Origin of the sequence: Advenella sp. FME57, from assembly GCF_014897675.1 — a bacterium.
Lineage (GTDB): Bacteria > Pseudomonadota > Gammaproteobacteria > Burkholderiales > Burkholderiaceae_B > Advenella.
The window spans coordinates 308,832-332,947 of sequence record NZ_JABUXU010000001.1 but is presented as its reverse complement, the minus strand read 5'-3'; the positions used below and the strand labels follow the sequence as shown (position 1 = coordinate 332,947).

Annotated in this window: 22 protein-coding genes; 11 read left to right on the top strand and 11 right to left on the bottom strand. The window is 54.4% G+C overall.

Annotated features, from left to right (window positions below; genetic code table 11):
• Positions 1 to 67 precede the first annotated feature (67 nt).
• Positions 68 to 2,017, bottom strand: coding sequence for a PhoX family phosphatase (locus INT32_RS01465; protein ID WP_193086952.1), 1,950 nt, complete (start codon positions 2,015 to 2,017; stop codon positions 68 to 70).
• Between the two features lie 627 nt (positions 2,018 to 2,644).
• On the opposite strand from INT32_RS01465, the gene INT32_RS01460 reads away from it, so the two are divergent.
• Both INT32_RS01460 and INT32_RS01455 read left to right on the top strand, forming a co-directional pair.
• The gene (locus INT32_RS01460; RefSeq protein WP_193086951.1) at positions 2,645 to 3,409 is read left to right on the top strand and encodes an alanyl-tRNA editing protein; all 765 of its coding nucleotides are present in this window, start codon (positions 2,645 to 2,647) and stop codon (positions 3,407 to 3,409) included.
• Between the two features lie 713 nt (positions 3,410 to 4,122).
• Entirely contained in the window at positions 4,123 to 4,311 is a 189-nt protein-coding gene (locus INT32_RS01455) for a helix-turn-helix transcriptional regulator (RefSeq protein WP_193086950.1), read from the top strand.
• 67 nt (positions 4,312 to 4,378) lie between these two features.
• On the opposite strand, the gene INT32_RS01450 is transcribed toward INT32_RS01455, so the two are convergent.
• Complete coding sequence (locus INT32_RS01450) at positions 4,379 to 4,570, bottom strand: hypothetical protein (RefSeq protein WP_226816373.1); 192 nt, start codon at positions 4,568 to 4,570, stop codon at positions 4,379 to 4,381.
• A 369-nt stretch (positions 4,571 to 4,939) separates the two neighbouring features.
• Between INT32_RS01450 and INT32_RS01445 the strand changes: the two genes are divergently transcribed.
• Complete coding sequence (locus INT32_RS01445) at positions 4,940 to 6,202, top strand: Zn-dependent hydrolase (RefSeq protein ID WP_193086948.1); 1,263 nt, start codon at positions 4,940 to 4,942, stop codon at positions 6,200 to 6,202.
• 69 nt (positions 6,203 to 6,271) lie between these two features.
• Here the strand turns inward: INT32_RS01445 and lysS are convergent, their stop codons facing one another.
• The 7 genes from lysS to INT32_RS01410 form a co-directional block, all read right to left on the bottom strand.
• Complete coding sequence (gene lysS / locus INT32_RS01440) at positions 6,272 to 7,798, bottom strand: lysine--tRNA ligase (protein WP_193086947.1); 1,527 nt, start codon at positions 7,796 to 7,798, stop codon at positions 6,272 to 6,274.
• Positions 7,799 to 7,913: 115 nt separating this feature from the next.
• Positions 7,914 to 8,666, bottom strand: coding sequence for an SDR family NAD(P)-dependent oxidoreductase (locus INT32_RS01435; RefSeq protein WP_193086946.1), 753 nt, complete (start codon positions 8,664 to 8,666; stop codon positions 7,914 to 7,916).
• A 1-nt stretch (position 8,667) separates the two neighbouring features.
• A protein-coding gene (gene prfB, locus INT32_RS01430) for a peptide chain release factor 2 (protein WP_193086945.1) occupies positions 8,668 to 9,772 on the bottom strand; the annotation gives its coding sequence in 2 pieces (ribosomal slippage) (positions 8,668 to 9,690 and positions 9,692 to 9,772; 1,104 coding nt in all).
• Positions 9,773 to 9,913: 141 nt separating this feature from the next.
• The gene (locus INT32_RS01425) at positions 9,914 to 10,060 is read right to left on the bottom strand and encodes a hypothetical protein (RefSeq protein ID WP_193086944.1); all 147 of its coding nucleotides are present in this window, start codon (positions 10,058 to 10,060) and stop codon (positions 9,914 to 9,916) included.
• A gap of 140 nt (positions 10,061 to 10,200) precedes the next feature.
• Entirely contained in the window at positions 10,201 to 11,913 is a 1,713-nt protein-coding gene (gene recJ / locus INT32_RS01420) for a single-stranded-DNA-specific exonuclease RecJ (protein WP_370540160.1), read from the bottom strand.
• Positions 11,901 to 12,860 carry a hypothetical protein gene (locus INT32_RS01415; RefSeq protein ID WP_193086943.1) on the bottom strand — a complete coding sequence of 320 codons (960 nt, stop codon included), beginning with the start codon at positions 12,858 to 12,860 and terminating at the stop codon, positions 11,901 to 11,903. Before INT32_RS01415 ends, recJ begins: the two co-directional genes overlap by 13 nt.
• A gap of 483 nt (positions 12,861 to 13,343) precedes the next feature.
• Complete coding sequence (locus INT32_RS01410; protein WP_193086942.1) at positions 13,344 to 13,730, bottom strand: hypothetical protein; 387 nt, start codon at positions 13,728 to 13,730, stop codon at positions 13,344 to 13,346.
• A gap of 163 nt (positions 13,731 to 13,893) precedes the next feature.
• On the opposite strand from INT32_RS01410, the gene INT32_RS01405 reads away from it, so the two are divergent.
• Positions 13,894 to 14,091, top strand: a complete 198-nt coding sequence (locus INT32_RS01405) for a hypothetical protein (protein WP_193086941.1) — start codon at positions 13,894 to 13,896, stop codon at positions 14,089 to 14,091.
• A gap of 269 nt (positions 14,092 to 14,360) precedes the next feature.
• Here INT32_RS01405 and INT32_RS01400 read toward each other — a convergent pair whose 3' ends face one another.
• Positions 14,361 to 14,693 (bottom strand): DHCW motif cupin fold protein, encoded by a 333-nt coding sequence (locus INT32_RS01400; RefSeq protein WP_193086940.1) that lies wholly within the window; start codon positions 14,691 to 14,693, stop codon positions 14,361 to 14,363.
• Between the two features lie 519 nt (positions 14,694 to 15,212).
• On the opposite strand from INT32_RS01400, the gene INT32_RS01395 reads away from it, so the two are divergent.
• The 5 genes from INT32_RS01395 (at position 15,213) to INT32_RS01375 (ending at position 20,033) form a co-directional block, all read left to right on the top strand.
• Entirely contained in the window at positions 15,213 to 15,695 is a 483-nt protein-coding gene (locus INT32_RS01395; RefSeq protein WP_193086939.1) for a hypothetical protein, read from the top strand.
• A gap of 4 nt (positions 15,696 to 15,699) precedes the next feature.
• A complete protein-coding gene (locus INT32_RS01390; protein ID WP_226816372.1) occupies positions 15,700 to 16,326 on the top strand; it encodes an OmpA family protein in 627 nt (208 codons plus the stop codon).
• 935 nt (positions 16,327 to 17,261) lie between these two features.
• Positions 17,262 to 18,494, top strand: coding sequence for a lipoprotein-releasing ABC transporter permease subunit (locus INT32_RS01385; protein WP_226816426.1), 1,233 nt, complete (start codon positions 17,262 to 17,264; stop codon positions 18,492 to 18,494).
• Positions 18,487 to 19,197, top strand: coding sequence for a lipoprotein-releasing ABC transporter ATP-binding protein LolD (lolD, locus tag INT32_RS01380; RefSeq protein WP_193086938.1), 711 nt, complete (start codon positions 18,487 to 18,489; stop codon positions 19,195 to 19,197). Before INT32_RS01385 ends, lolD begins: the two co-directional genes overlap by 8 nt.
• Positions 19,198 to 19,232: 35 nt before the next feature.
• Positions 19,233 to 20,033 carry a TatD family hydrolase gene (locus INT32_RS01375; RefSeq protein WP_193086937.1) on the top strand — a complete coding sequence of 267 codons (801 nt, stop codon included), beginning with the start codon at positions 19,233 to 19,235 and terminating at the stop codon, positions 20,031 to 20,033.
• A gap of 272 nt (positions 20,034 to 20,305) precedes the next feature.
• Here INT32_RS01375 and INT32_RS22055 read toward each other — a convergent pair whose 3' ends face one another.
• Entirely contained in the window at positions 20,306 to 20,650 is a 345-nt protein-coding gene (locus tag INT32_RS22055) for a hypothetical protein (RefSeq protein WP_226816371.1), read from the bottom strand.
• Between the two features lie 46 nt (positions 20,651 to 20,696).
• Here INT32_RS22055 and INT32_RS01370 point away from each other — a divergent pair, with 46 nt between their 5' ends.
• A complete protein-coding gene (locus tag INT32_RS01370) occupies positions 20,697 to 23,042 on the top strand; it encodes a DNA internalization-related competence protein ComEC/Rec2 (RefSeq protein WP_226816370.1) in 2,346 nt (781 codons plus the stop codon).
• Positions 23,043 to 23,181: 139 nt separating this feature from the next.
• Entirely contained in the window at positions 23,182 to 24,105 is a 924-nt protein-coding gene (locus tag INT32_RS01365; protein WP_193086935.1) for an alpha/beta fold hydrolase, read from the top strand.
• Positions 24,106 to 24,116 lie beyond the last annotated feature (11 nt).

The following is a 24,116-nucleotide window of genomic DNA, read 5'->3' as shown; positions in this document are numbered from 1 at the left end:
AAAGCCGGCCATCAAAACCTGCATTGCACAGGCTCCGATGGCCGGCTTCGAACCGGTTGCTTTGCAATTAAAGCTTGACGGCTTTTTCCTTGCCAGTCAGATAGCCTACTGCGGCGCTGAAACGATCATGATATTTTTCATCAATCAGCGGGGCGACCTTGTCCTTGACCACGTCGTGCAGGCCAGGTTTACCGCCTTTGCCTTTTTCCCAGTCACCGGGGTGCTGGAAGTTGCTCATGATGTAAGTCCAGCCATTGAGCTCGTCCACCGATTGCAGGCCTGTTGATTCGGCACCAGCAGGACAGGACAGCAGGCGTGTCAGTTGCTTGGTATCTACGTTGTAGGCCCACAGGAAATTGTTAACATGCGTGCCGCTGTCCTCGCCAATGAACAGGGTGCGCAATTTCTCTGAAAACTTGATATTGTCCGGATTGGCGATTTTATCGGCATTGGCCAGATTGCCCAGCGCGTCCGGTGTTTGCAGGTCTTCACCAACCAGTTCTGCGGGCGGTTTCATGTCGACCGGAACCCATTCGCTGTTGATCTCTTTGCCATTGCTGTCTTTCTGCCCGGCTTTCAGATTCAACGCATAGACGGCACCGGCAAAAGGGCCTTGAACCTTGATATCGCTGGAGCCATCGAGCATGGAATCGCGCACATAGGACATGGCCGAGTAGGCAATTTTGTCTTTGGCGTTAACTGTCGTGCCTTCCATTTTTGAAAAGCCCATGCTGCCGCCGGCGACTGCGGCGTGACGGTGGGTTTCCAGGAAAGTGGCTGCTTTTTCCATGCCGGGTTTGAGCTTGACCCAGTTGACCTTCTTGTCAAAGACGATTTTCTTGAAGGAATCATCATTAGGGTCTTCGGTTTTCACTTCCATGATGTCTTCGGGCGCCAGCTTGTCAGCCAGCGCTTCAATTTCGTCGCTGCTCGCATGACCCAGATGAATCCAGGTCAGATCGGCCGAGCCTGGGCCTTCGCCGCTGGTCTGGTGCCATTTTGCAACATAGAGGTTACCGGCAGACAGGTCTTCCTCTTTGTCTGCAACAAACATGAACAAGCCACCGTGGTTGGTATCGTCGCCCATCAATGCGGTACGTTTGTCCGGCATCACCTGAATCAATTCATGAGAAATACGGCCCAGGTTGTAATGTTTCTTGATGGTGGCAGTGCCGTCGGGGTTGACCGTGACTTCAGGCATATGGCCGTAATGATACGGATTGGCTTTTTTCTCGTCGCCGAACAGCGCCTTGCTGAAGCCTTTGAATTCGTCGTTCTGGGCCACTTTGAAGGCATCCGGTTCATACTCTTCGCTGGACAGATGCGTGTTCCATGGAGAGAGCGACGCGCCACAGGTAATCCACAGGCCATGGACACCAGAGGTATCGACATTGTGATATTTTACCAGCGACAGGTGCCCTGTATCAGGATCCTGGTCCAGGGTGAGCACGGCGATGGGAGAGGGCAGCTTGCCGTACATATCGTCGCCATTCAGATTGCGGGTGGTGTATTCGAACTGTACCACTGCAAATACCGTATTGCCTTTGACGCCCTCGACTTTGGCATTGTCCAGCTTGAGCAGCGACGTGCCATCGGGGCTGTCGGAGAAAATCTGGCGCTCTTTGCCGGCAACGGACGTGTCCATAATAGGCTTGTTGTTGATATCGAAGTATCCGCCAGCAATGACCTGGCCGCCTTTGCCGTCGGGCACTTTATCGCCGGTCAGAAAAAACGGCTTGTAAGCCAGTTCAAACGTGGTGTCGGTCTTGTCGGCCCAGTGTATTTTCAAGGAAGAGCCCACTGTGGTGTCAGCCAGCGCGGCAGGATTATCCAGCGTGGGCGCGGCCATGCCGATAAACTCGGCAGACGCAAACGCTTTTTTCACAGCGTCGGCTGTCTGGGCGGTGGCAAAGCCGGCAAAGCTACCCAGAAAGCCAGTGGTGAGCGGCAACATGGGTGCACTGGCCAGGGCCATCAGGCTGCGACGACGGGAAGGAGAGAATTGAGCGGATTTCATATTACGTGATCCTGTTGACGATAATGCACAGATGTTACAGGTTTAATATGACAGGAATTTGTACGTTGGCGGGTAAGCGGCAGTCAGCGAAGGCGTGCATCATTCGTGTGACTCAATTTCGCAACCCCATGGCGCGTAATAGAGCGTCAAGTTGCCCGAAGGCTCTGGGCACTGTTAGTAAATGTGGTTCAGCGTTTCAACACGTCGACATTTAGCAAAAATATTTTAGATACACGTTATGGATAAGGGCAATAAGTAGAGTAAGTGCATTACATAGAATGAAGGGTATGAACTTATTCTCACCTTCCAAATTGTATTTTCTTTTGGTTAGGCAGAAGTGTAGTTTGTTGATCGATAATAGAATGGCAATACTCAGAGCATAATAATACGCCATGTTCATTGTCCGAATGCAGATTAGCCGAAGGGGTGAGCTCGTATAGGATACTGATATTTCAATTTTTTTCATTGATGTGGTTCAACGATTTCGGCTTGTGGTCCCGTACTTAGTGAGTAGCGATTTTGCAAACGGAATGAATGCATACGCTTATTTCGTATCAATGAAATCCATGACTATATTCGGTATGCTGCGATAACTTTGCGTGTATCCATATCTGGAAGCAAGACACCATGAAATTCCACAGACAAACCCGCAAGCGTTATTATGAGGATAACTATCTCAGCCACTGCCAGGCCAGCATTATCAAAATTGAAGCCGACATGGTTGAGCTTGATGTCACGGTGGCTTTTCCTGAAGGAGGGGGGCAGGAAGCGGACCATGGCACGATCACGCTGGACAATGGTCGCGTTCTGAGGTTTATCGACGCAAGGAAAATGTACGGGCATTCGCCCGGGATTGATGGTTTTCCTGATGTCCAGGTGGGTGGCGTCATCTGGCACAAAGTGCATCCGGATGAGGTGTCACTTTTGAGCGATCTGCATATTGGCGATAGCGTCACGGTGCGTATTGATACGGATCGAAGAGCGCGATTGATGCTCAGCCATACGGCCTCCCATATACTTTACGTGGCTGTCGATATGATCCGGCCGGACGCCGTGCAGGCCACCTTGGGCTGCCATATTCGGATAGACGGGGCGCGGTTTGACTTTGGCATAAATGCGCGCTTTACACCGGAACAGGTCAGTCAGATCGAAGCCTGTGCCAATGACCTGGTTTTACGCAATGCGGCCATTACCATGAGTGCACACCCGCAAGAACCGGATTTGCGCAGTTGGCATTGCGAACAATACCAGATTGCCTGCGGCGGCACCCATTTGAACTGTACCGGGCCTGTTGGCCGGCTGGTGGTGAAACGCAAAAGTCTCGGATCGGGCAAAGAGCGCCTGTCCTGCAGTTTTCCTGATACCGTGTTTGATACGACACGCTTTTATTGAATGTCTCTGCTTCCTGCAATTAGGGTACTTTGGCTTGGATTTGCCACTACATAAGTGGGCACTAATCCAATTTTCGGGGGGCGCTCGCTTTGCTTTTTGTAAAACCCTGTCGACTTCTGAAGGCAGAGGCAGGAGCATTCTGATTTTCGATCAGAAAGCACATTGATGGGTCGTAAAATCACTTTGAATTACCGGAACCCATACGCCTGTGACAGCTGCTGAGGAAAATGACCGCGGCCAGAATGGAATGCAGAAGAACTTCAATGGCGTAAAGTATGCTTTACATTAGATTTAATTGAATGTTATAGTAAAGCTTCCTTTACATGACGGCTGGGACTATTATTTATGAAACGCTATTTGCTAGAATTGGGGTCGAGCATAGTTATCTATATGATCGCCATTTTTGCCTCAGGGCACCTATTGGGTACTATTGACGGCGCTTCGCCGATACGCCCGATAGTTGCGCTTATTCCCATGGTTCCGGCGGTTGGTATATGTTGGGTGGTAATTCGACAACTTAGACGGTTAGATGAACTACAGCGAAAAATCCAATTCGAAGCGTTAAGCTGGGCGTTCGGCTTAACAGCGGTGGCCACATTCAGCTATGGATTTCTTGAAACAGTGGGATATCCGAAATTGTCCTATTTCTTTATCTGGCCATTAATGGCAGTGCTTTGGATAACTGGAATTGTCGTTAGCATCAGGCGATATTCATGAAGAATATCATTAAGCAGCTTCGAGCTGAGAACGGCTGGTCTCAGGCCGATTTGGCTGCGTTGCTCGAAGTATCCAGGCAAACTGTGAACGCGATCGAAAACGAGCGATATGATCCCAGTCTGCCGCTGGCATTTACAATTGCACGAGTGTTTAACAAGACTATTGAAACCATCTTTAAGGAATGATCATAGATCCCAATAATGGGTGTCAACCACTCGTAAGGCCAAAATAAAACCCGTCGGAGCCGGCCTGTTAGCAAAGCGCATTAATGGCGGCGGTGATGCCCGTGATGAGACCGATGGCCGCGATAGTCCCGATGACTGCGATATTTTCTGTGGTAGGACCGAGGGCGGTGGTATCGATGACGACTGTAATGGTTGTATTTTCTTTCATACTTTGGTCCGCCGTTGCGATAACCATCGCGATACCCATAATGGCGATCATGCACCACGCAACCGGTCAGAAAAATGGCCAGAAAACCGATAATTACAAGCAGTTTTTTCATTAAAGTGCTCCCTATTTATTTTGCCGATATAGTAAACAGGATTAACTTTGATGTGTATTGCTCAGTTGTAAGCTAAATTTCAGTCGGGTACAGAGAAATCGGCGGAATAAATGAAAAATCCGTACGCTTATGCTGCGCAAGCAGTAGACACAACTTTCGAATTGGAGTCTGTGCATTGATGGTACGATCGACTGTAGAATGAATAAAATCAGGGCGTGTAGCAACAGGGTAGTCGGCGATAGTAATGTTACTAGGAAGCCCGGTGCCGTTCGGTTTATTTGCCTCTTATCAACATCAGGATTATTTTTATGATGAAAGCTAATGAGCAGCGTTATTGGGATGCTCTGATGGAACTGGGCACCATGACAGATGCGGCGCAGCCTTATACAAGGCGATCCTTTAGCGAGATTTTCCTGAAGGGGCGCCTGTGGATCACTGAGCGTATGCAGCAATTGGGTATGGTGGTGCATGTGGATGCGGCCGGCAATCTCGTGGGAAGACTGTCCGGTACAGACAAAAATAATGGGGTGATCGCTATCGGTTCACATAGCGATACGGTGCCAGGTGGCGGACGCTTTGATGGCGTTGCCGGCGTTGTTGCCGGACTGGAATGCGTGGCCTCGCTGCAGGAACGCAATATTCAGTTGAACCATACGCTTGAGGTCATTGATTTTCTGGCGGAAGAGCCCAGTGAGTGGGGCCAGTCATGCATTGGCAGCAGGGGCATCAGCGGTCATTTGTCAGAGGATATTCTGCGTTGCGCCCACCCGCAGACCGGGGAACTGCTCGCCGATGCGATTGTCCGTATGGGCGGCAGGCCATATGATCTGGCCAAACGAAAAGACATTAAGGCTTTTTTTGAAATTCATATTGAGCAAGGGTGCGTGCTGGAAAACGAGGCGTTGCCGATCGGCGTTGTCAGCGCCATTGTCGGCATTATCAGGGTGCGTCTGAAATTTAAAGGACAGTCCGCACATGCGGGAACGACGCCCATGCATATGCGTAGCGATGCACTGCTTGCGGCAGCACAAACGGCCTGTGACATTCGCCATATTGCAGCTCAGATGGCCAGCGAGAAGCCGGAACATTACGTTGTTGCCACTTGTGGCCAGTTCAATGTCAGACCCAATGCCAGCAATGTCGTGCCAGGGTTTGCCGAAATTTCAGTCGAAATGCGCTCGGACCATCGACCAAGCATGGAGGCTTTGAACAGGAAACTTGAGCAGATTGCCGCGCAGGCGGCAGCAATGAATCAGGTTACGCTGCTAGCCTGTGAGACGGTCACCGATACCCAGCCCGTCGTTTGTGCACCGCAACTGATGGCGCATATACGTGATGCCAGCGACGGCCTGGGTTTGCCGTACAAAGTCATGCCCAGCGGTGCTGGCCATGACGCCGCGTTTTTAAGCCATATCAGTCCATCAGCAATGATTTTCGTGCCCAGCAAAGAGGGTAAAAGCCATTGCGCGCAGGAGTGGACGTCGGCTCAAGAACTCGCCCAGGGAGTCAGCGTGCTGATCGATGCGGTCGAGCGATTCGACGATGCGCAAAAAATAAAAAAGGTGGCATGATTGCCACCTTTTCCGTGCAACATTGCGTTGCTTACTACTGTCGGATTTGCGTCGCTTATTACTAACGGATCAGTCTTCCTTGCGCAGATGCGGAAAGAGCAGTACGTCACGAATGGTCGGGCTGTCAGTCAACAGCATAATGTACCGGTCAATGCCGATGCCGCAGCCACCGGCAGGTGGCATGCCGTATTCGAGCGCACGAATATAATCGGCGTCGTAATACATGGCTTCTTCGTCGCCGGCATCCTTGGCAACCACCTGTGCCTGAAAGCGTGCCGCCTGGTCTTCGGGATCATTTAGCTCGGAGAAACCGTTGGCAATTTCGCGGCCGGTAATAAACAGTTCAAAGCGTTCAGTGATTTGCGGGTTGCTGTCCGAGGCGCGAGCCAGCGGAGAGACTTCCACCGGATAGTCAATGATGAAGGTCGGGTTCCACAATTGTGATTCGGCCGTTTCTTCGAACAACGCCAGTTGCAATGCACCAATACCGGCACGCGCCAATACCGGGCCATCTACTTCTGCGCCCAGCTTGCGCAATTGCGTGCGCAGGAACTCGATGTCATTCAATTGTGGTTCTGTATAACCCTGGGCGTACTTCATGATGGCTTGGGTGATTGTCAGGCGATCGAACGGCTGGCTCAGGTCCAGTGGTTTGCCCTGATGGGTCAGAACGGCAGTGCCGGTGGCTTGTACAGCGACATCGCGCAGCAATTGTTCGGTAAAGTCCATGAGCCACTGATAGTCGGTATAGGCTGCGTAGAACTCCATCATCGTAAATTCAGGATTGTGCCGCGGGCTGACGCCTTCGTTGCGAAAGTTGCGGTTGATTTCGAAGACGCGTTCGAAACCACCCACGACAAGCCGTTTCAGATATAGTTCCGGTGCGATACGCAGGAACATCTGCATATCCAGCGCGTTGTGATGCGTCACAAACGGCTTGGCCGCAGCGCCGCCGGGAATGGGGTGCAGCATGGGCGTTTCCACTTCCAGAAAGCCAGAGTCGTTCATGATCGAGCGCATGGCAGCAATGGCCTTGCTGCGCACCTTGAAGGTGTTGCGTGATTCTTCAGTCATGATCAGATCGACGTAACGCTGGCGATAGCGTAGTTCCTGGTCGGCAATGCCGTGAAATTTGTCGGGCAGGGGCCGCAGGGATTTGGAAATCAGATTGATTGATGCCGCGTGAATAGAGAGCTCGCCCTTGTTGGTCTTGAATACGCGCCCACTGACGCCGATAATGTCACCAATGTCCCAGGTTTTGAATTGTTCGTAAACCTCTTCACCCACGCCTTTTTTGTCCAGATAAATCTGAATACGTCCGCTGGCATCCTGGATGGTGGCAAAACTGGCTTTGCCCATGACGCGCTTGAGCATCATGCGGCCGGCAACGCAGGCTGGATTGGCCTGAGGGTCCAGGGTTTCTTTGTCGAATTGGCCAAACTGCTCGTGCAGCGCCTGCGCCTTGTGTTCGGGTTTGAAGCTGTTGGGATAAGCTACGCCTGCCGAGCGCAGGCGTGACAGTTTTCCTCGCCTTTCAGCAATGAGTTTGTTTTCGTCCACTTCGGTAGCGGGCGCGTCTTTCTGGATGTCGTTCATAGAGTTTACTGATGTTTAGCTTGGCATGTCAGGCACATCTGACATGTCAGGGTGAATGGGGTTACAACATTGCGGTGCGCTGCCCAGACAGGGCTACGACACCGCTATTGCCTGCTTACTGGCTGTACTGGCGTATATCATCAAGCTCTTTGCTCGCAAAGTGCTCGCTATTGATATACCGGATAAGATTTTCTGCCACTGCCTGGGGGCTGCGCAGCACACCCGTTTCGTTCATCGCGTTAAAGCGCGCCAGATCGGGAAAATCGTCTGTGTTGCCGGACCTGATAGTGGCCTGCATGGTAGTGTCGATGACGCCGGGGGCAAGCGAAACCAGCCTGGCGTGCGGCGCTTCAAGACGGGCGACGCGTGTATACATGTCCAGCGCAGCCTTGGTAGCGCAGTACACGCCCCAGCCGGCTGTGGGAGAGCGTCCGGCGCCCGAGGAGATGTTGACGACCCGTACATCGGCGCTCAGCGCGCGGGTGGCGCGTAGCAGGGCGGTGGTCAGCAGCATGGCGCTGGTCACATTCAGATTGAAAGTGCTGGATATGGCATGGGCGTCGTCGAGCGTATCGTACTGGGCGACCGGGCCCAGCGAACCGGCGTTGTTGATCAGCAGATACTGGTCTGCGGTCTGATCCAGCTGGGCAAAAATACCCAATGCAGCCGCTTCGATATGCTGCACATCTGACAGGTCATGACCATAATGAACATGCTGGCACCCGGATGCTTCGGCCAGCCGCTGCGTTTGCTGGTCGCTGTTGCGCGATACGGTAATGAGCTGGCGCGCGCTGCCCGCCAGATTGCGGGCCAGTGCTGCCCCCAGGCCACGCGAGGCACCGGTAACGATAGCGATGGTTCCACTCATATCAGACTCCCTGCTTTAAGCTGGCTTCGATAAACGGGTCAAGATCGCCGTCCAGCACCTTTTGGGTATTGGATATTTCGACATTGGTTCGCAGATCCTTGATGCGGCTATTGTCCAGCACATAGGAACGGATCTGGTGACCCCAGCCCACTTCGGTCTTGGCGTCTTCCAGTTTCTGCTGTTCAGCCAGGCGGTTGCGCATTTCCAGCTCGTACAATTTGGAGCGCAACATGGACATGGCTTCGGTCCGGTTGCGATGTTGCGAACGGTCATTCTGGCACTGTACAACAATACCAGTGGGCGCGTGGGTGATACGCACGGCCGAATCGGTTTTGTTGATGTGCTGCCCCCCTGCGCCACTGGCGCGGTAAGTATCGACCCGTAAATCCGCAGGGTTGATGTCGATCTCGATGGAGTCATCGATTTCGGGGTAGACGTAAACACTGGCAAAGGATGTGTGACGACCATTGGAGGAGTCGAACGGGCTTTTGCGCACCAGTCGGTGTACACCGCTTTCCGTGCGCAGATAGCCGAATGCGTATTCGCCTTCTACCTTGATGGTTGCCGATTTGATGCCGGCTACGTCGCCATCTGACTCTTCCAGCACTTCGGTTTTGAAGTCCTTGCGTTCGCAATATCTGAGGTATTGGCGCAAAAGCATGGAGGCCCAGTCCTGGGCTTCGGTGCCACCGGCGCCGGCCTGGATGTCGACAAAGCAATTGAGGGGGTCGGCCGGGTTGGAGAACATGCGGCGAAACTCGAAGCCGTCTATGATCTTGCCAAAGCCGTCGGTATCTTCTTCGATGGCAAGCAGGGTCGCATCGTCATCGTCGGCACTGGCCAGTTCGAACAGTTCTTGCGTATCGCGGATGTTTTGCTGGAGTTCATCCAGGACAAGGACGACGTTTTCCAGTGTCTTTTTCTCCCGGCCTAGCTCCTGGGCTTTCTCGGGATCGTTCCAGACGTCTGGATTTTCCAACTCCAGATTGACTACCTGCAGTCGTTCCGATTTAGATTCGACGTCAAAGATACCTCCGAAGCGCGTCCTCGCGCTCAGCGTAGTCTTCGAGACGGGCGGCGAGTTGGTTTTGACGTTCTGCTTCCATGCGTGTTATTCCCTTGCTGAGTAATTTTGCTTAACCCATTATTTTAGCGCACCCACGCGCCATGGCTGGCCGAATGCCGACATTCGGCTGCAAAACTTGACCAGCGCTTGTACACGCGATTTAGAACTGAAGCTGCAGCTATCAGCGTGCAGGTTGCTGGCCGGATACGTTGCCGAAGGCGCCGCCGACCGTGCCAACCACGCCATCAATATGCTGTCCGGGTGTGCCGGTCGTCGTGCAGGCGGTCAAAGTCAGAAGGGTAAAAAGAAGGGCGCTGGTAAGTTTCATAATTTTCTTGGGAAATAAAAGGGCAGCGTAACAAATTGCCGTCTGCTTGCCTTGTCGGGACGGTAAACGTTGTAACAAGAATACCTGAAAACGGCCCGTTTGATAGCGATCGTAATAAATGGCACGCCGCCGCGATACCCCTAGAAGGCAGCAGGCTCGGCGTGACGCACCATCAGTTGCACATTTACAACGCCATTCCAGGCATTGGGTGCAATTTCATAGATAAGATCGGTATATTCAGGCAATGCTTCGGCATGATTGAACCAGATCGCATCGTATTGCTGGTTCATGCGTTCCAGGCGCAATTTGAGGTGTTTTTCCTTGAGCAGACGCTGATTAAGGACTCTGAACGTGTCCCGGAAAAGCGGGGGAGGGAAACCAGCACCCCACACATGCTCGTGCAACATGCCGGCCACTTCTGCTGTCGTAAAAAGGGGATCCAGCGACCCATCGGTCTCGATCAGCGGCTCAAAGCTGTCTTTGCCGCTGATGCGGCGTACCGCCAGGTCAAAGGCCTCTTCGAATTCGGCAAAAGCCTCTTGACGCAGTGTCAGTCCTGCGGCCATGGCGTGCCCCCCGAACTTCAGAATCATGCCCGAATGGGTTTTGGACACCAGATCCAGTACATCGCGCAAATGCACATCAGGGACCGACCGGCCCGAGCCGCGTAGCTCGCCGGGGTCGCCCGGGGCAAAGGCCAGGGTGGGTTTCCAGAATTTTTCCTTCAGCCGTGACGCTACAATCCCCACCACGCCCTGATGCCAGTCTGGATGAAAAACGCAGACAGTGGCATTGCGGGCCTTTTCAGGCGCTTCCAGGCTGGCCTGGGCTTGCTCGCTCATATCCTGTTCGATCGTTCGGCGCCGATGGTTCATCGTATCCAGTTCGCGGGCCAGCGCCAGCGCTTCAGCCTCGTCATCCGTCGTAAGGCAGCGGATCCCGATGCTCATGTCGGCCAGACGGCCAGCGGCATTGATGCGCGGGCCGATGCGAAAACCCAGATCCAGTGCTGTTGCTTCACGGTTGTCGCAACTGGCGACCAGGAACAGGGCTTTGAGGCCGGGCTGCAACTGATTATTACGGATCTTTTTCAATCCCTGCGATACCAGCAGGCGATTGTTGGGGTCCAGCCGCACCACATCGGCCACAGTTCCCAGCGCGACCAGATCGGCCAGCGCGTCAAGCCTGGGGCCCGCCTTGGCATCAACCCAGCCACGGCGGCGGAACTCCGCGCGCAGCGCCAACAAGACATAAAAGATCACACCCACGCCGGCCAGGTTCTTGGAAGGAAATTGGCATTCGGGATGGTTGGGATTCACGATCGCGATGGCTTCGGGCAGCGCATCGCCAGGCAGGTGATGGTCTGTGACCAGTACCTGCATGCCAAGGTCGTTGGCCGCTTGTACGCCATCGATACTGGCAATGCCGTTGTCCACCGTAATCAGCATATCCGGCTTGCCGGCATGGTGTCGGCTGGCCAGCTCCACCACTGCGGGCGACAGGCCATAGCCGGTTTCGAATCGGTTTGGCACCAGAAAATCCACATCGGCGCCAAAGGCGCGCAAACCACGCAGGGCGACAGCGCATGCGGTGGCGCCATCACAGTCGTAATCGGCAATAATCAGCAGTTTTTTCTTGGCGGCGATGGCATCGGCAAGAATGGCCGCAGCCTTGTCGGCCTGATTGAGTTCAGACGGGTTGATCAGGTCGCTCCAGGACAGGCGCGTTTGCTCGGACGAGGCCACGCCGCGCGCGGCCCACAGACGGGCCAGCAGCGTGTGAATGCCACTTTCCTGCAATTGTTTTTCATAGTCCGGATTCACCAGACGGGCTGTGATTTTTACTGAGACCACCATTGCTTCCATTGCTTGCGTTGACCGGGCAGCCACTTGAGCAGCACCGGTGTAGGTTCCAGGGTAAGCGTGACCCATCGGTCGTCGCCGGTCAGGATCAGGCTGACTGGCATGGTAACAGGGTTGCCCCTAGATTGGGTTTTAAGGGCTGCCGCCAGTTCAAGTGTAAGTGTGCGCTCCACTGCCGGCAACCGCGCCAGCCAGTGGCCCCATTGGCGCTGGCGATGAGGCGTTTCCAGGTCGCGTATCATGATCGGCATTGTCGTTGATGGTGCGGCCAATTGCGCCGGCGCGGCGCCGCCAAACAGCCAGCCGCCATTGATCAACGGCATTTGCCTGTCGCGTCGCGTCTCATTTACGGGGTGATGATGCCACGCAATCTGCAGTTCACTGAGCAGGCGGCGCAAGGGTTTGAAGGCATCCTCCTGGGGCCAGGCGTGTGCCAGATCGGCGCTGGCAATCAGCGTCGGGCTGCATGACGGCAAACTGAAACCGTCCGGTACGGCGACTGTCCAGCCTTCAGCGGTGTGGCCGGTCAAGGTGAACGGGGTATCGGTAAATATATCAGCCGCACTTTCATAAAGCGCCATGCTTTCCTGCTCTGTCACAGCAATGTCGCTCGCGGTCAGCATGTGCGCGCCGCTGTTGCTCAGACCAAAGTGTGCAAGCTGAAACAGCCAGACGGGTTCAGCGCTCTGCGCTTGCGGCACCAGAATTGGTGCCAGGGCGGCACAGGGTGCCTGGCCAGGCGTGGGCGTAAATTGATAATGCTGCACCAGCCAGGCTTCGTATGGCGTGCAGCCTGTCAGGTCTGGATCGGCCAGGTGAATATGCGGGGTGGCGTATTCGAACAAGCGTCGCAGTAGCGGCGCGGTTTTTTCCAAATGGATGGCGGTTTCGGCCGCCACGGAATGCGGGGGCAGCGCCCCGGGAATGATCAGTTCCATGCTGGACAGGTGCGCATAATCAAAACCCAGGTTCTATGCAGTGCCAGGGATTCTGGTTTATTGAGAAATATTGAAAATGAAAGAGTTTGGGACATGGATTCGCATGAGGCGCCATTCATTGCTGGTGCATCGCGGTCCCAGTGCGGGACCTTTGTGCAGGAAGGCGTGCAGCGCGCTCAGATGGCTTCAATTTAAGTGACCGATCAGGGGATTATAACGGCTAAGTCTCGGCAGCAAGCGTATCTGCAACAGGACGGCGACGGGCGTGCTCCTGGGTACGGGCAATGTCCGGTGTTGCATTTTGGCTGTAAACAACAGCGTGGCCTGCGGACAACGCGTGCAAGCGCTGCCACGATAGTGCGGCCAGGCACCGGGCAACTGATGGGGAAAGACGCTTTAACACTATAGGGCCGTCAGGCGGGCAAGAGGGCGGTCAGGCAGGCACGTTCTGGTTTGCACGGATCTTTCCCGGGCCGCATGAACTTATCCTGTGCGTTCATCCTGTGCGCGCTTGATATCCTGGATGATACTATCTTCGATCAACTCGGCGTCGGAGGTGATGTTAACGCTGTATCCGTTGCCAATCGTCACCCATTTTCTGCGCCTGCTGCCTGAGCTCGGCATTTTGCAGGATACCTTGAAATTGTATTGGCTTTGCGCCGGAAGGCGGCTCTTGCTCGCACCCACTTCGTAGTAGCTGGTGACCGATATCCTCAGATCTTTCTGGTCAACCTGAGCATCACGACAGATACGATCCCGGGAAATCAGTTTCCAGATCTGCTCTTCGGTATTGTTGTTGGAACGGAAAAAATAATTAAAAATGAGGAACGCAGCTATACCTGCAATAATTAATACACTATCGATACTCATTGGTTGTCCTCATTTAGATAAGCTAGAGATCTTACCTATCATTTGCCTTCTTGGGTCAGGTATTGGCCTTTTATGAAGAACCGTTTTTGCTTTTACAGGGTTTATGGCATTAATCCGGGCTCACAGGGGCATAATGGTTAGTCAACTATCAAATGGGTACGCCATGAACAGAAAAGCCATGCAAATCGCCACAGCACCGCTAAACGCAGGTGGCGTCGTGTTAATCACTGTGGCCAATGACGGTTCGATCTGGCAATCGAACAGGCAAAACACTTCTTCATCAAGTGACAAATGGTCCGAATGGACCAAGCTGCCGGATCTGCCTCAAGGGGATTTTGACGAAGCACTCAAAGAAGGGTGACAACGTTCAAGCCACGCTATCGGTTCGTTCCCGGTTTGATCGACCAGGGCAAAGTGACCTGAGCGATCTGTGTTGTTGCGCCATGACGGTTGGCGGTTAAGTAATAGTATTCTGTAATGATACTACGGCCCGTTGTGATACGGGGATGTCGCCATGAAATATCACCGGTCACCTGCTCTGGACGTCCAGTGCCTTTTGTGATGAGACTATAAAAGAAGTGGACAGGAACGCTGATCTGATGCGCGATTGATGATCGTGTTTTTATACTGTCAGTCCACAATAAACAGTTTGACGCCGGTGCGTGTGAAAGAACGGTGGGCTGCATCGCCGAAATCCGAGACCTGATAGCTCATGCCCGCTGTGAGTGTGAATGTGCGGCCGTCTTTCAGTTGTGATTCCAGCTCTCCTTCCAGCACATACAGAATATGCCCGCGATCGCACCAATGATCTGCCAGATAGCCTGGCGTGTATTGAACCATCCGCACGCGAACGTCGCCGATATTGAGCGTACGCCATAATGCCTTGCCTTGCTCGCCCGGATGTTCGGTAGCCGGTATTTTGTCCCAATCGGTGACGGTAAAGGCCAGGGCAGGTATCTTCAAAGTAAACCTTTGCGCAAAATAGTTGTATGCCCGCAATTATAGCCCAGCCATTGCATTTTTTATCAAATATATGTGACCAGGATGGCGCCCATGACAACTGTCATTGGCGCCATCTTTTTGCTGTGTCTGGACAGCAGCCGGCTTCAGAGCCATACCCGGCAGGGGCGAGCCGTGAAACGGCCATGCGCTCCATGGGTCTGTTGATCGTGCTGCACCTGATGCACAGCCCACAGGCGCCTGGGATGCTAATGAAAATGATGATTGGCAACGAAACGCCGTACTCGCGACGTATTCAGGGAAATAGGCGCCCAGAGCAAGGCCAGCGCGCTTGCATGAGTCGCCCTGGTGGGTTGTATACAAATGTAATAATTGTCACTCTGTTGCCTTAACGATATAGGGAAATAGTCGCGTCAATATAATCGGCATAGTGGTCGTGGCGAGTTCTTGCCGCTTACCTTTCATGCTGGAAATATCCCCATACCCTGATCCACCAGACTGACCAACCAGGACTAAAATCAGATGAAACTTCGCACTACCGTTACCTCGCTGTCTTTGCTTATTGCTGCCATGCTTCCGTTATCTTGTTTTTCACAGACGGGAGCGGCAGACGCCCAGCAAAGTTCTCTGGCAAGCGGTCTGGTGGCCGATGGCGGCGCATCGGCAGAGCTGACTTCAGTCGTAAAAACGGGTAATCGCGTGACGATCAAAGTGCGTTTCATAGAAACGGACCCGGAAATAAACAAGATCAGTGTACTGTATTCGCGTCTGGACAAATCGGCGTACGAAAACGACTTTTACCTTCTGGCTGGAGATAAAAAGTACCTTTTATTGAAAGACTCCGCAGGCAAGCCATTGGCTCCCGAAAAACTGGTATTGGCCGGCAAGGGGAAATTGCGCGGCATCTGGTACGGCACGTTTCCCGCGCCGCCCGCAGGTGAAAGCCTGATGTTATTTCTGCCGAATATCGAGCCGCTTGGCCCGTTCACAACCACGGATGAATGAGCCAATGCAGCGCGGTTATCTTATCCGCATGGCGCGGTTATCCTGGATGCTGCTGGCGCTGGGGCTGTCAGGCCTGGCGATCGCGCAAAGCGATTATGACCCTGACCAGTACGTTCTGGACCTGGTACCTCAGGTACTTGATTTGCAGGCCACTTCCTCTGATTTACAGGTAGCTTCATCGGATTTGAATGCGGCAACCAGCGAGCTGTCCGAGAGTGCGAAAAAGCTTATCGAAGAAAATGGCCGCATCTCCGTGCGCAAGGCCGATGGCGGCACGGTTCTTTCCGTTGCCAGTGATATTCTGTTTGCTTTCGATAGCGCGGATTTGTCGCCAAAGGCTCAGGCAACATTGAAGGATATCAGCACCATCATCCATGATAGCCAGGTGAAGGTGGTCAAAGTGATCGGGCATACGGATGCCAGGGGAACAGACGCCTACAATCTGAAACTGTCCAAGACTCGCGCACAATTGGTGGCGGCGTTTCTTGTCCGGGAAGGGGTGGCGCAATCAAGGATAGCCCCGGAAGGTCGGGGAGAAGCCGAACCCGTGGCCGAAAATGAAATCAACGGCAAGGATAACCCGTCAGGGCGCGCGAAAAACCGGCGCGTTGAATTCGTTCTGCCCAAGTAGGTATATCTCATCCTGGGCCCGGCGCCTGTTATATTTTTTTTGCGATCTACTCCAGAATGTTCATTTGTTTTTATGCACATCACGCTGAGCATCCTGCTGGTTTTTCAATCAGATAAGACGCCATGTGTGCCATTTATGCAGCGGCGTCGGCATGACAGCGGTCAGGGACGGCGGATTTTTTCTGCGCATTATTTCAATAGTCATTTTCCAGTGAGCAGTTCTGGCAGCGCTTTTTTTCGAATGTTGCTGTCGCCGAACAACGGGCTGGTGGTGGACAAAGTACGTGTTATGTGATGGCCGCGTTCCATGGATCCATAAGGCAGACGTCGTAGCACAATTTACTGCTGTAGCGAAACTTGCGCGACCAGCCCGGCAATGGGCGCAGGCAAAAGGGCTGAATCCAGTGCAAAGGCAGGGTGCGTTAACGCACCCATTGCTTCATTTTTGCAATATTGCGGGTTTGCCGGCACCCTGTTTTTTGGGCCACCGGTTAGGTTCGGCCACCACAATGGCGATCACCGATTATCCGACATTACTTGATATGTAGACGTGCAGTGACGGCACAAACCGCGCTCGCCAGTGTCCCGGCCAGAGCTGTGACCGGCACTGCCGGGAGCTGAGTCTGTAGTGCAGGGTAATGGGTGTCGGTATGGGAATGCAAATTGAACGGAACAAAATACACTGAAATACAATCTTATAGAGGAGTCTGGGCTTGCCTGTCAGCCATAGGGGTTTTCAGATATCATCGGGGGCTTGATCCCTATTTGTTGCGCCCGCCGTTTATGGCCGTATCCGCCGGTTATCCGGTAACCGCATGATAGATAAATGAAATTTTCTTTTAATTCTGTTGTTCCATGCTGGAATGCTGATCTTTGTAAAGAACAATATACGTGAAAATACCTTTTGAATTATGGATTGGTGCCCGGTACGCCGGCCTGACACGCACGCGTGGGCGAGGCAGAAAAGGCGACCGGTTTGTCTCTTTTATCGCAGGCACCTCCATGGTCGGGATTGCATTGGGCGTTGCTGCGCTGATTATCGTGCTGTCGGTCATGAATGGTTTCCAGGTTGATGTGCGCGATCGCATGTTGTCGGTGCTGCCTCATATCCAGCTGGTCGTTCCCAATGAAGATCCGGTTGCGGTCACGGATAACTGGCAGAAGCTGGCTGAGCAGGCCAAGCAGAATCCGCAAGTAGAGGGCGCCTCGGCCTTTGTTGCAGCGGGCGGCATGCTGGCGCGGGGCGATGTACTCAAAGGCGTGGAGATACGCGGCATTGATCCGAAAAACGAAGGCAACGTTTCGGAATTACCGCAGCAAATGATCAACGGCGCGCTCGACAGCCTTGAGCCTGGCAGCTTCAAATTGGTGATCGGCAGCAACCTGGCCCAGTATATGGGCGTGACGGTTGGCGACACGCTGTTGCTGATGACACCCCAGGGTTCAATCAATCCGTCGGGCTTTTCGCCCCGCATGCGTCAGTTCACCGTATCCGGTATTTTCTCGTCCGGCCATTACGAATATGATTCCAATATGGCCTTTATTGCAGTAAAAGATGCGGCCGTGCTGTTTCGCGATGTTGGGTCAGCAGGGGTTCGGCTGAAAATTCATGACATGATCGGTGCGCCCGAAGTGGCTACGCAATTGACCAACTCATTGCCGCCAGGGGTGGTGGCGCGTGACTGGACCATGGATAACCGAACCTGGTTTGCTGCGGTCAAAACCGAAAAGCGCATGATGTTCCTGATTCTGGTTCTGATTGTCGCGGTCGCTGCATTCAACCTGCTATCGTCGCTGGTGATGGCGGTCAAGGACAAGCAGTCGGATATTGCGATTTTGCGCACGCTGGGCGTCAGCCCCTTTCAGATCGGCAAGATTTTTCTGGTGCAGGGTTCGTTGATCGGCTTTATCGGAACCTTCCTGGGCGTATTGTGCGGCTGTCTGGTTGCTTACAATATCGATGTGGTGATTCCTTTCATTGAGCGGCTGTTCGGCATCCATTTCCTGGATCCCAGCATTTACTTCGTTAGTACGCTGCCATCGCACCCCGAAGTGGATGACATCGGCCTGATCGGCATCACGTCGCTGGTGCTGTCGTTGCTGGCTACTATTTACCCAAGCTGGCGGGCTTCCCGCCTGCAACCTGCAGAGGTGCTGCGCCATGATTAAGCCGGAAAATACCGCCACGCAACAGGATTCTTATGCCCTGGAAACACGCGATGTGGTCAAATATTACGAGGACGGAGACGCGCGCCTGGATATTCTGAAAGGCGTGTCGCTGCAGGTTTCTGCCGGCGAAATGGTCGCCATTATTGGCGCATCGGGCTCGGGGAAAAGTACCTTGCTGCATATGCTGGGTCTGTTAGACAAGCCTACCTCGGGCCAGATCCTGATCAATGGACAGCAGACCCATGCGCTGCCTGAAAAGGCCATCAGCCGTATTCGCAATGAGAGCCTGGGCTTTGTCTATCAGTTTCATCATCTGCTCAATGAATTCAATGCGCTGGATAACGTGGCCATGCCATTGATCGTGCGACGAATGGATCGCAAGCAGGCGCGCTCCCAGGCCGAGGCTGTACTTGAACGTGTAGGCCTGAAAGAGCGGATCCATCATACACCAGGACAACTGTCGGGCGGTGAGCGTCAGCGTGTGGCATTGGCGCGAGCCCTGGTAACGCGACCAGTGTGCGTGCTGGCCGATGAACCTACAGGGAACCTGGATCGTGAAACGGCGGCCAGCATGTTTGCTTTGCTCAAGCAAATGAACACGGAATTCAAAACGGCGTTTGTGATTGTGACCCATGATGGCAAACTGGCGTCGCTGGCCGACCGGCAACTATTGATGGAACGGGGCGTGTTGCAGGCGACATAATCACACGCAACGCGCTGCCGCGCGAAGGAGAGGTCATGTTCATAGATACACATTGTCATCTCGACGCATCCGAATTCAATGACGATCGCAATGCTGTTATTGCGCGTGCTGAACACGCCGGAGTCAGGCAGATCGTCATTCCCGCCATCGGGCGCAGTAATTTTTCCATGGTTCGGCAACTGGCTCATTCTTTTGCCGGTGGCTATTATGCACTTGGTATTCACCCTTTATTCGTTGCGCATGCGGCCGAGGATGATCTGGATATCTTGGCGCAGGAAGTAGAGCGGTCTTTGGCTGATCCGCGATTTGTCGCCATCGGCGAAATCGGCCTGGATTTTTTCGTGAAGGATATTGCCCAGGGGCCGCCGCGCGAACGCCAGGAGTTTTTCTACCAGCAGCAGCTCAAACTGGCGCGCGAGTATGACTTGCCTGTGCTGCTGCATGTGCGTCGTTCTCAGGATATTATTTTGAAGTACCTGCGTCGCTACCCGGGCGTCGGCGGTATTGCCCATGCTTTCAATGGCAGCGATCAGCAGGCTGATCATTTTGTTGGCCTGGGATTTGCTTTAGGCTTCGGTGGCGCAATGACGTTTACCCGTGCGCATCAGATCCGTCGGCTGGCCTGCCGCGTTCCCCTGGCAAATATCGTGCTGGAAACCGACGCTCCGGATATTCCCCCGGCCTGGCTGCATGAGGATCATCCGCGCAATACACCGGAGCAGATTGCGGCCATCGCCCAGGTGCTGGCTCAATTGCGCGACCAGTCGGTCGATGAGATTGCCCAGGCTACCGGCGCAACATCCTTGCAGGTTCTGCCTCGCTTGGCAGCGTCCTGAGGCCCGAACCAGGCAGGCATGGTAAATTTAGGCGCCGTACAGTCTGCAGCCTGTGGCTATACCTCATGGTACGCGGCAATCGCAAAGGCCAGATTGCTCCATGATGGGACGGGCGGTACGCAGTCCATTCTTGGCGGCGCTTGTCGTATGGCCTGATTGATAAATCAGTCACGAGCACCTTGCTGTGTAGCTCGGGCCGTTGAACAATGACAGCAGTAAGATTGTTGATCCTGACCCGGCCTTATGCACGCGCGCGCTACGCTTTCCGTTTTTCACCGTTCACCTCTTGAGTGCGCGACGCAATGTTCGCCTGCGCGCGGCACGTTCGCGGCAAGCGCTCCCGAGCCGGTTGCACACCGCTTGCATTTACCTGCGTTCGTCTGGATTTTCTGCTTCTCGTTGGGCATTGCCATTGTGCAATGGTGCCCGGTGCTGCCTTCTGTGCGTGTGCTGATCCCTGTATGGCTGGCCTGCCTGTGTATCTGCTGGTCGTTGAAGGCTTCATCGCGGGTGTCGTCAAAGGGATTTCGACCGCTACAAGTCTCGTTATTGCAGCGGGTAAGCGCAGCAAACCGGGCAACACAGGGCAACGCAAGGCACCATACCGATAGCTGCATAGATGACCGCACCGATAGCAATAAAGATATACGCCTTTGCCGGTTCATGCCAATCCTCATCCGCGTCGCGCTACCACTAAGTGTGCTGGGTCTGTGCGTGCTCAGCGGCATGTTGTATTCGGTCTGGCGGGCGCAATGGCGCCTGGCAGACAGCCTTGATCGGCGACTGGAAAATCGCCCGCTATCGGTGCAGGTGCAAGTGACTGGGTTGCCCCGAGACCTGATCAATGGGTGGGCATTCGAGGCGCGCATTGTCGCGGGTGCGCTTGCGCAGCGCGTGCCCGAAAGGGTACTACTGCGCTGGTATACCGGCGCGCGTAGCGGACCGTTTACGCCACCGCAACGGCCGGCGGCAGGCTTGCCCGATCTTCGCCCCGGGCAACTATGGCAAATGACGGTCAAGCTCAAACACAATCATGGATTACGCAATTTTCATGGCTTCGATTACGATGCCTTCCTGTTTGCTGCGGGTGTACGCGCCAGCGGTACGGTCATCGGTGCGGGGCGCCTGCTGCGTGACGAAGTCTGTGGCGCATGGGGACCCTGTATTGAACGGGCCCGGTTCTCCCTGCGCCGTGCATTGGACCAGGTTTTGCAAGGCAAGCGCTATGGCCCTGTGATTATTGCGCTTGTCATGGGAGACCAGAACGGCATCAGCAACGACGACTGGCAAGTCTTCAATCTCACTGGTATCACGCATCTGGTATCTATCAGCGGCTCGCATATTACGATGCTCGCTGCACTGGGCAGCCTGGGCGTGTTTCGATTGTGGCGACGGCTGCGTCTGCAAGGCAAGCAATTGGCTGAACGCAGGCCGGCCCAGATCGTGGCCGCCAGCGCGGGCTTGCTGGTCGCTGCGACCTATTCGGTGCTGGCAGGATGGGGCGTCCCGGCGCAGCGCACCTTTATGATGCTTGCAATATTCTGGCTGTCTGTCGTCTGGCGTGCCCGTATAAAAAGTGTAACCCTGCTTGCCCTCGCGGCCTTGTGCATACTGGTGCTGGATCCGTGGGCTGTGCTGTCTATCGGATTCTGCCTGTCCTTTGCCGCTATTGCCAGTCTCATGTTGTGGGGATCCCGTAGCAAGCAACACGTGTCGGCAACGCCAGCTCTGGTAGTCAGTGGTTTGCAGCGGCTGTGGGACGCTGCCAAAATGCAGCTGTTCATGAGCGTTGCCCTGGCGCCGTTGCTCATAGGCCTGTTTCAACAATATGCTTTTGTTTCGCCGCTGGTCAATGCCTTTGCCATCCCGGTGATCGGCGGACTGGTTACGCCGTTGGCGCTGTTGCTGGCCGTGCTGTGTGCAATCGGCTTGTGGCCATCGGCAGCCGTCTGGTTGGCCGATGGCGTGCATCGGCTGCTGGAGACTGTTTTAGTTGCGGCACATGGGTTAGCAGGCATCGAATGGGCGACGCCCGATTTTCCTGCCGTACCCAGCCACTGGATTGCACTGGGTATGCTCGGGCTGTTTGTGTTCGTTCTGCCCAAAGGCATTCCTGGGCGTGCGCTGGGGTTGGTATTGCTGATTCCTGTGCTGTTTTTTCGGCCGCCCCGACCATTGGCGGGAGACTGGTTCATGACCGTGCTGGATGTCGGGCAGGGTGCCGCCGTGCTGGTCAGTACGCAGCAGCATCACCTGCTTTTTGATACGGGCGTGCGCAGCAGTGCCAATAGCGATAGCGGCAGCCAGGTTGTCGTTCCATATCTGCGGGCCGTGGGCATTGATGCGCTGGACGAGCTGATCATTTCCCATTCCGATATTGATCATGCCGGAGGAGCGGGCAGCGTGCTGCAGCAGGTTAATGTGAAGCACGCCTATGCCTCATTTGCGCTTAATCATTACCTGGAACGCGAACAGGATGCCCTGCAGCGGAATTTGCTTGTGAAAAACCCGCAAGCGACCTTTGATTATTGTCGGCGCGATGTGAGCTTTGAATACGATGGCGTTCAATTTCGTTTCTATCATCCTTCCGAAATCCAGGGGATGCCTGCCAAGGCGGATAATGACCACAGTTGTGTTTTGCGGATACAGGGCAGGCATCATTCTGCGTTATTGACTGGTGATATCGGCGCTGCTGTTGAAGCCCGGTTGCTGCAGGCGCCTTCGCCAATTCCCGCGACTGATGTGATTATGGCGCCGCACCATGGCTCTGCAAGTTCATCGTCGATGGCGTTGGTCCAGGCCATGCAGCCGACCCTTGCCTTTGCCCAGGCGGGTTATCTGAATCGTTACGGGCATCCGGCCAGCGACGTGGCGACGCGTTGGCGCAATGCCGCACAGCTGTATCTGGATACCATTGCTGCTGGCGCGATTCAGATCCGATCCGGCGCCAATGGTTTATGGGTAAATTGCGCAAGGGCATCGCGGCAGCGCTATTGGGATGGCTTTTAGCTTATGATAATCAGGCCCGGGGGACCCCCATGCCTGCGACACGTTGTTTCTGTTGCGATGCTTCTGAGCCTATGCGTCCACACCCCAGGATATGCTGTTTTGCATCCCGTTTAACGCCATTCCGTTCAAGGAGTTTTTTATGCAATCGCCCCGTTTGAATTTCGTCAACTGCATGAGTCCCGCCGGTATTCATCGCATGGCCTATCGGGAGTGGGGAGATCCGGCCAACGGACGGGTGCTGTTGTGCGTGCATGGATTGTCGCGCAATGGCAATGACTTTGATGAAGTGGCCAGGGCCATGTCCAAAGAGTATCGTGTCGTCTGTCCGGATATCGCCGGACGCGGCGCATCCGATTTCCTGACCAATCCTGCCAGCTATGTCGTGCCTCAGTATGTTTCGGATATCACCACGTTGCTGGCAAGATTGCAGCCGCAATCGCTCGACTGGCTGGGCACGTCCATGGGCGGCCTGATCGCATTGGCTTTTTCCGCCGTGGTCGGCGCCAAGCACGCAGCCATCGCAGCGGCGGGCGACAGCGCGTTGCCCAAGACCACCGGGCTGTCCCTGGGCAAGCTGATCCTGAACGATGTCGGGCCGGCGATCGAGCTGGCCTCTATCGAGCGGATTGCCGGCTATGTTGGCCTTCCTCTGCAATTTGACGCCTTTGAGGATGCGGTCAACCATATGAAAACCAATGCGGCCGCTTTCGGTCCGCTAAGCGATGAGCAATGGGTGACGTTTACCAAGGCGGCCATGGTGCAAAAAGGCCAGGTGTGGACCCAGCATTATGACCTGGCGATCGCCCAGGCCTTTGCAGGCCTGAAAGACGAAAAAATGCTCAAAGCCGGTGAAGCCATGCTGTGGCGGGCCTTTGAGTCATTGCAATGCCCGATTCTGCTGATCCGAGGCGAGCGTTCCGATTTGTTAAGCAAAACGACAGCGGAACAAATGCAGGCGCGCAATAAGCACCTGCAAATGATCGAAATCCCCGAAACAGGCCATGCGCCTTCATTATTGCCGCAGTCACAGGTGCAGGCCGTGCGCCAGTTCCTGCTGTCCTGAGCCGCGACGAA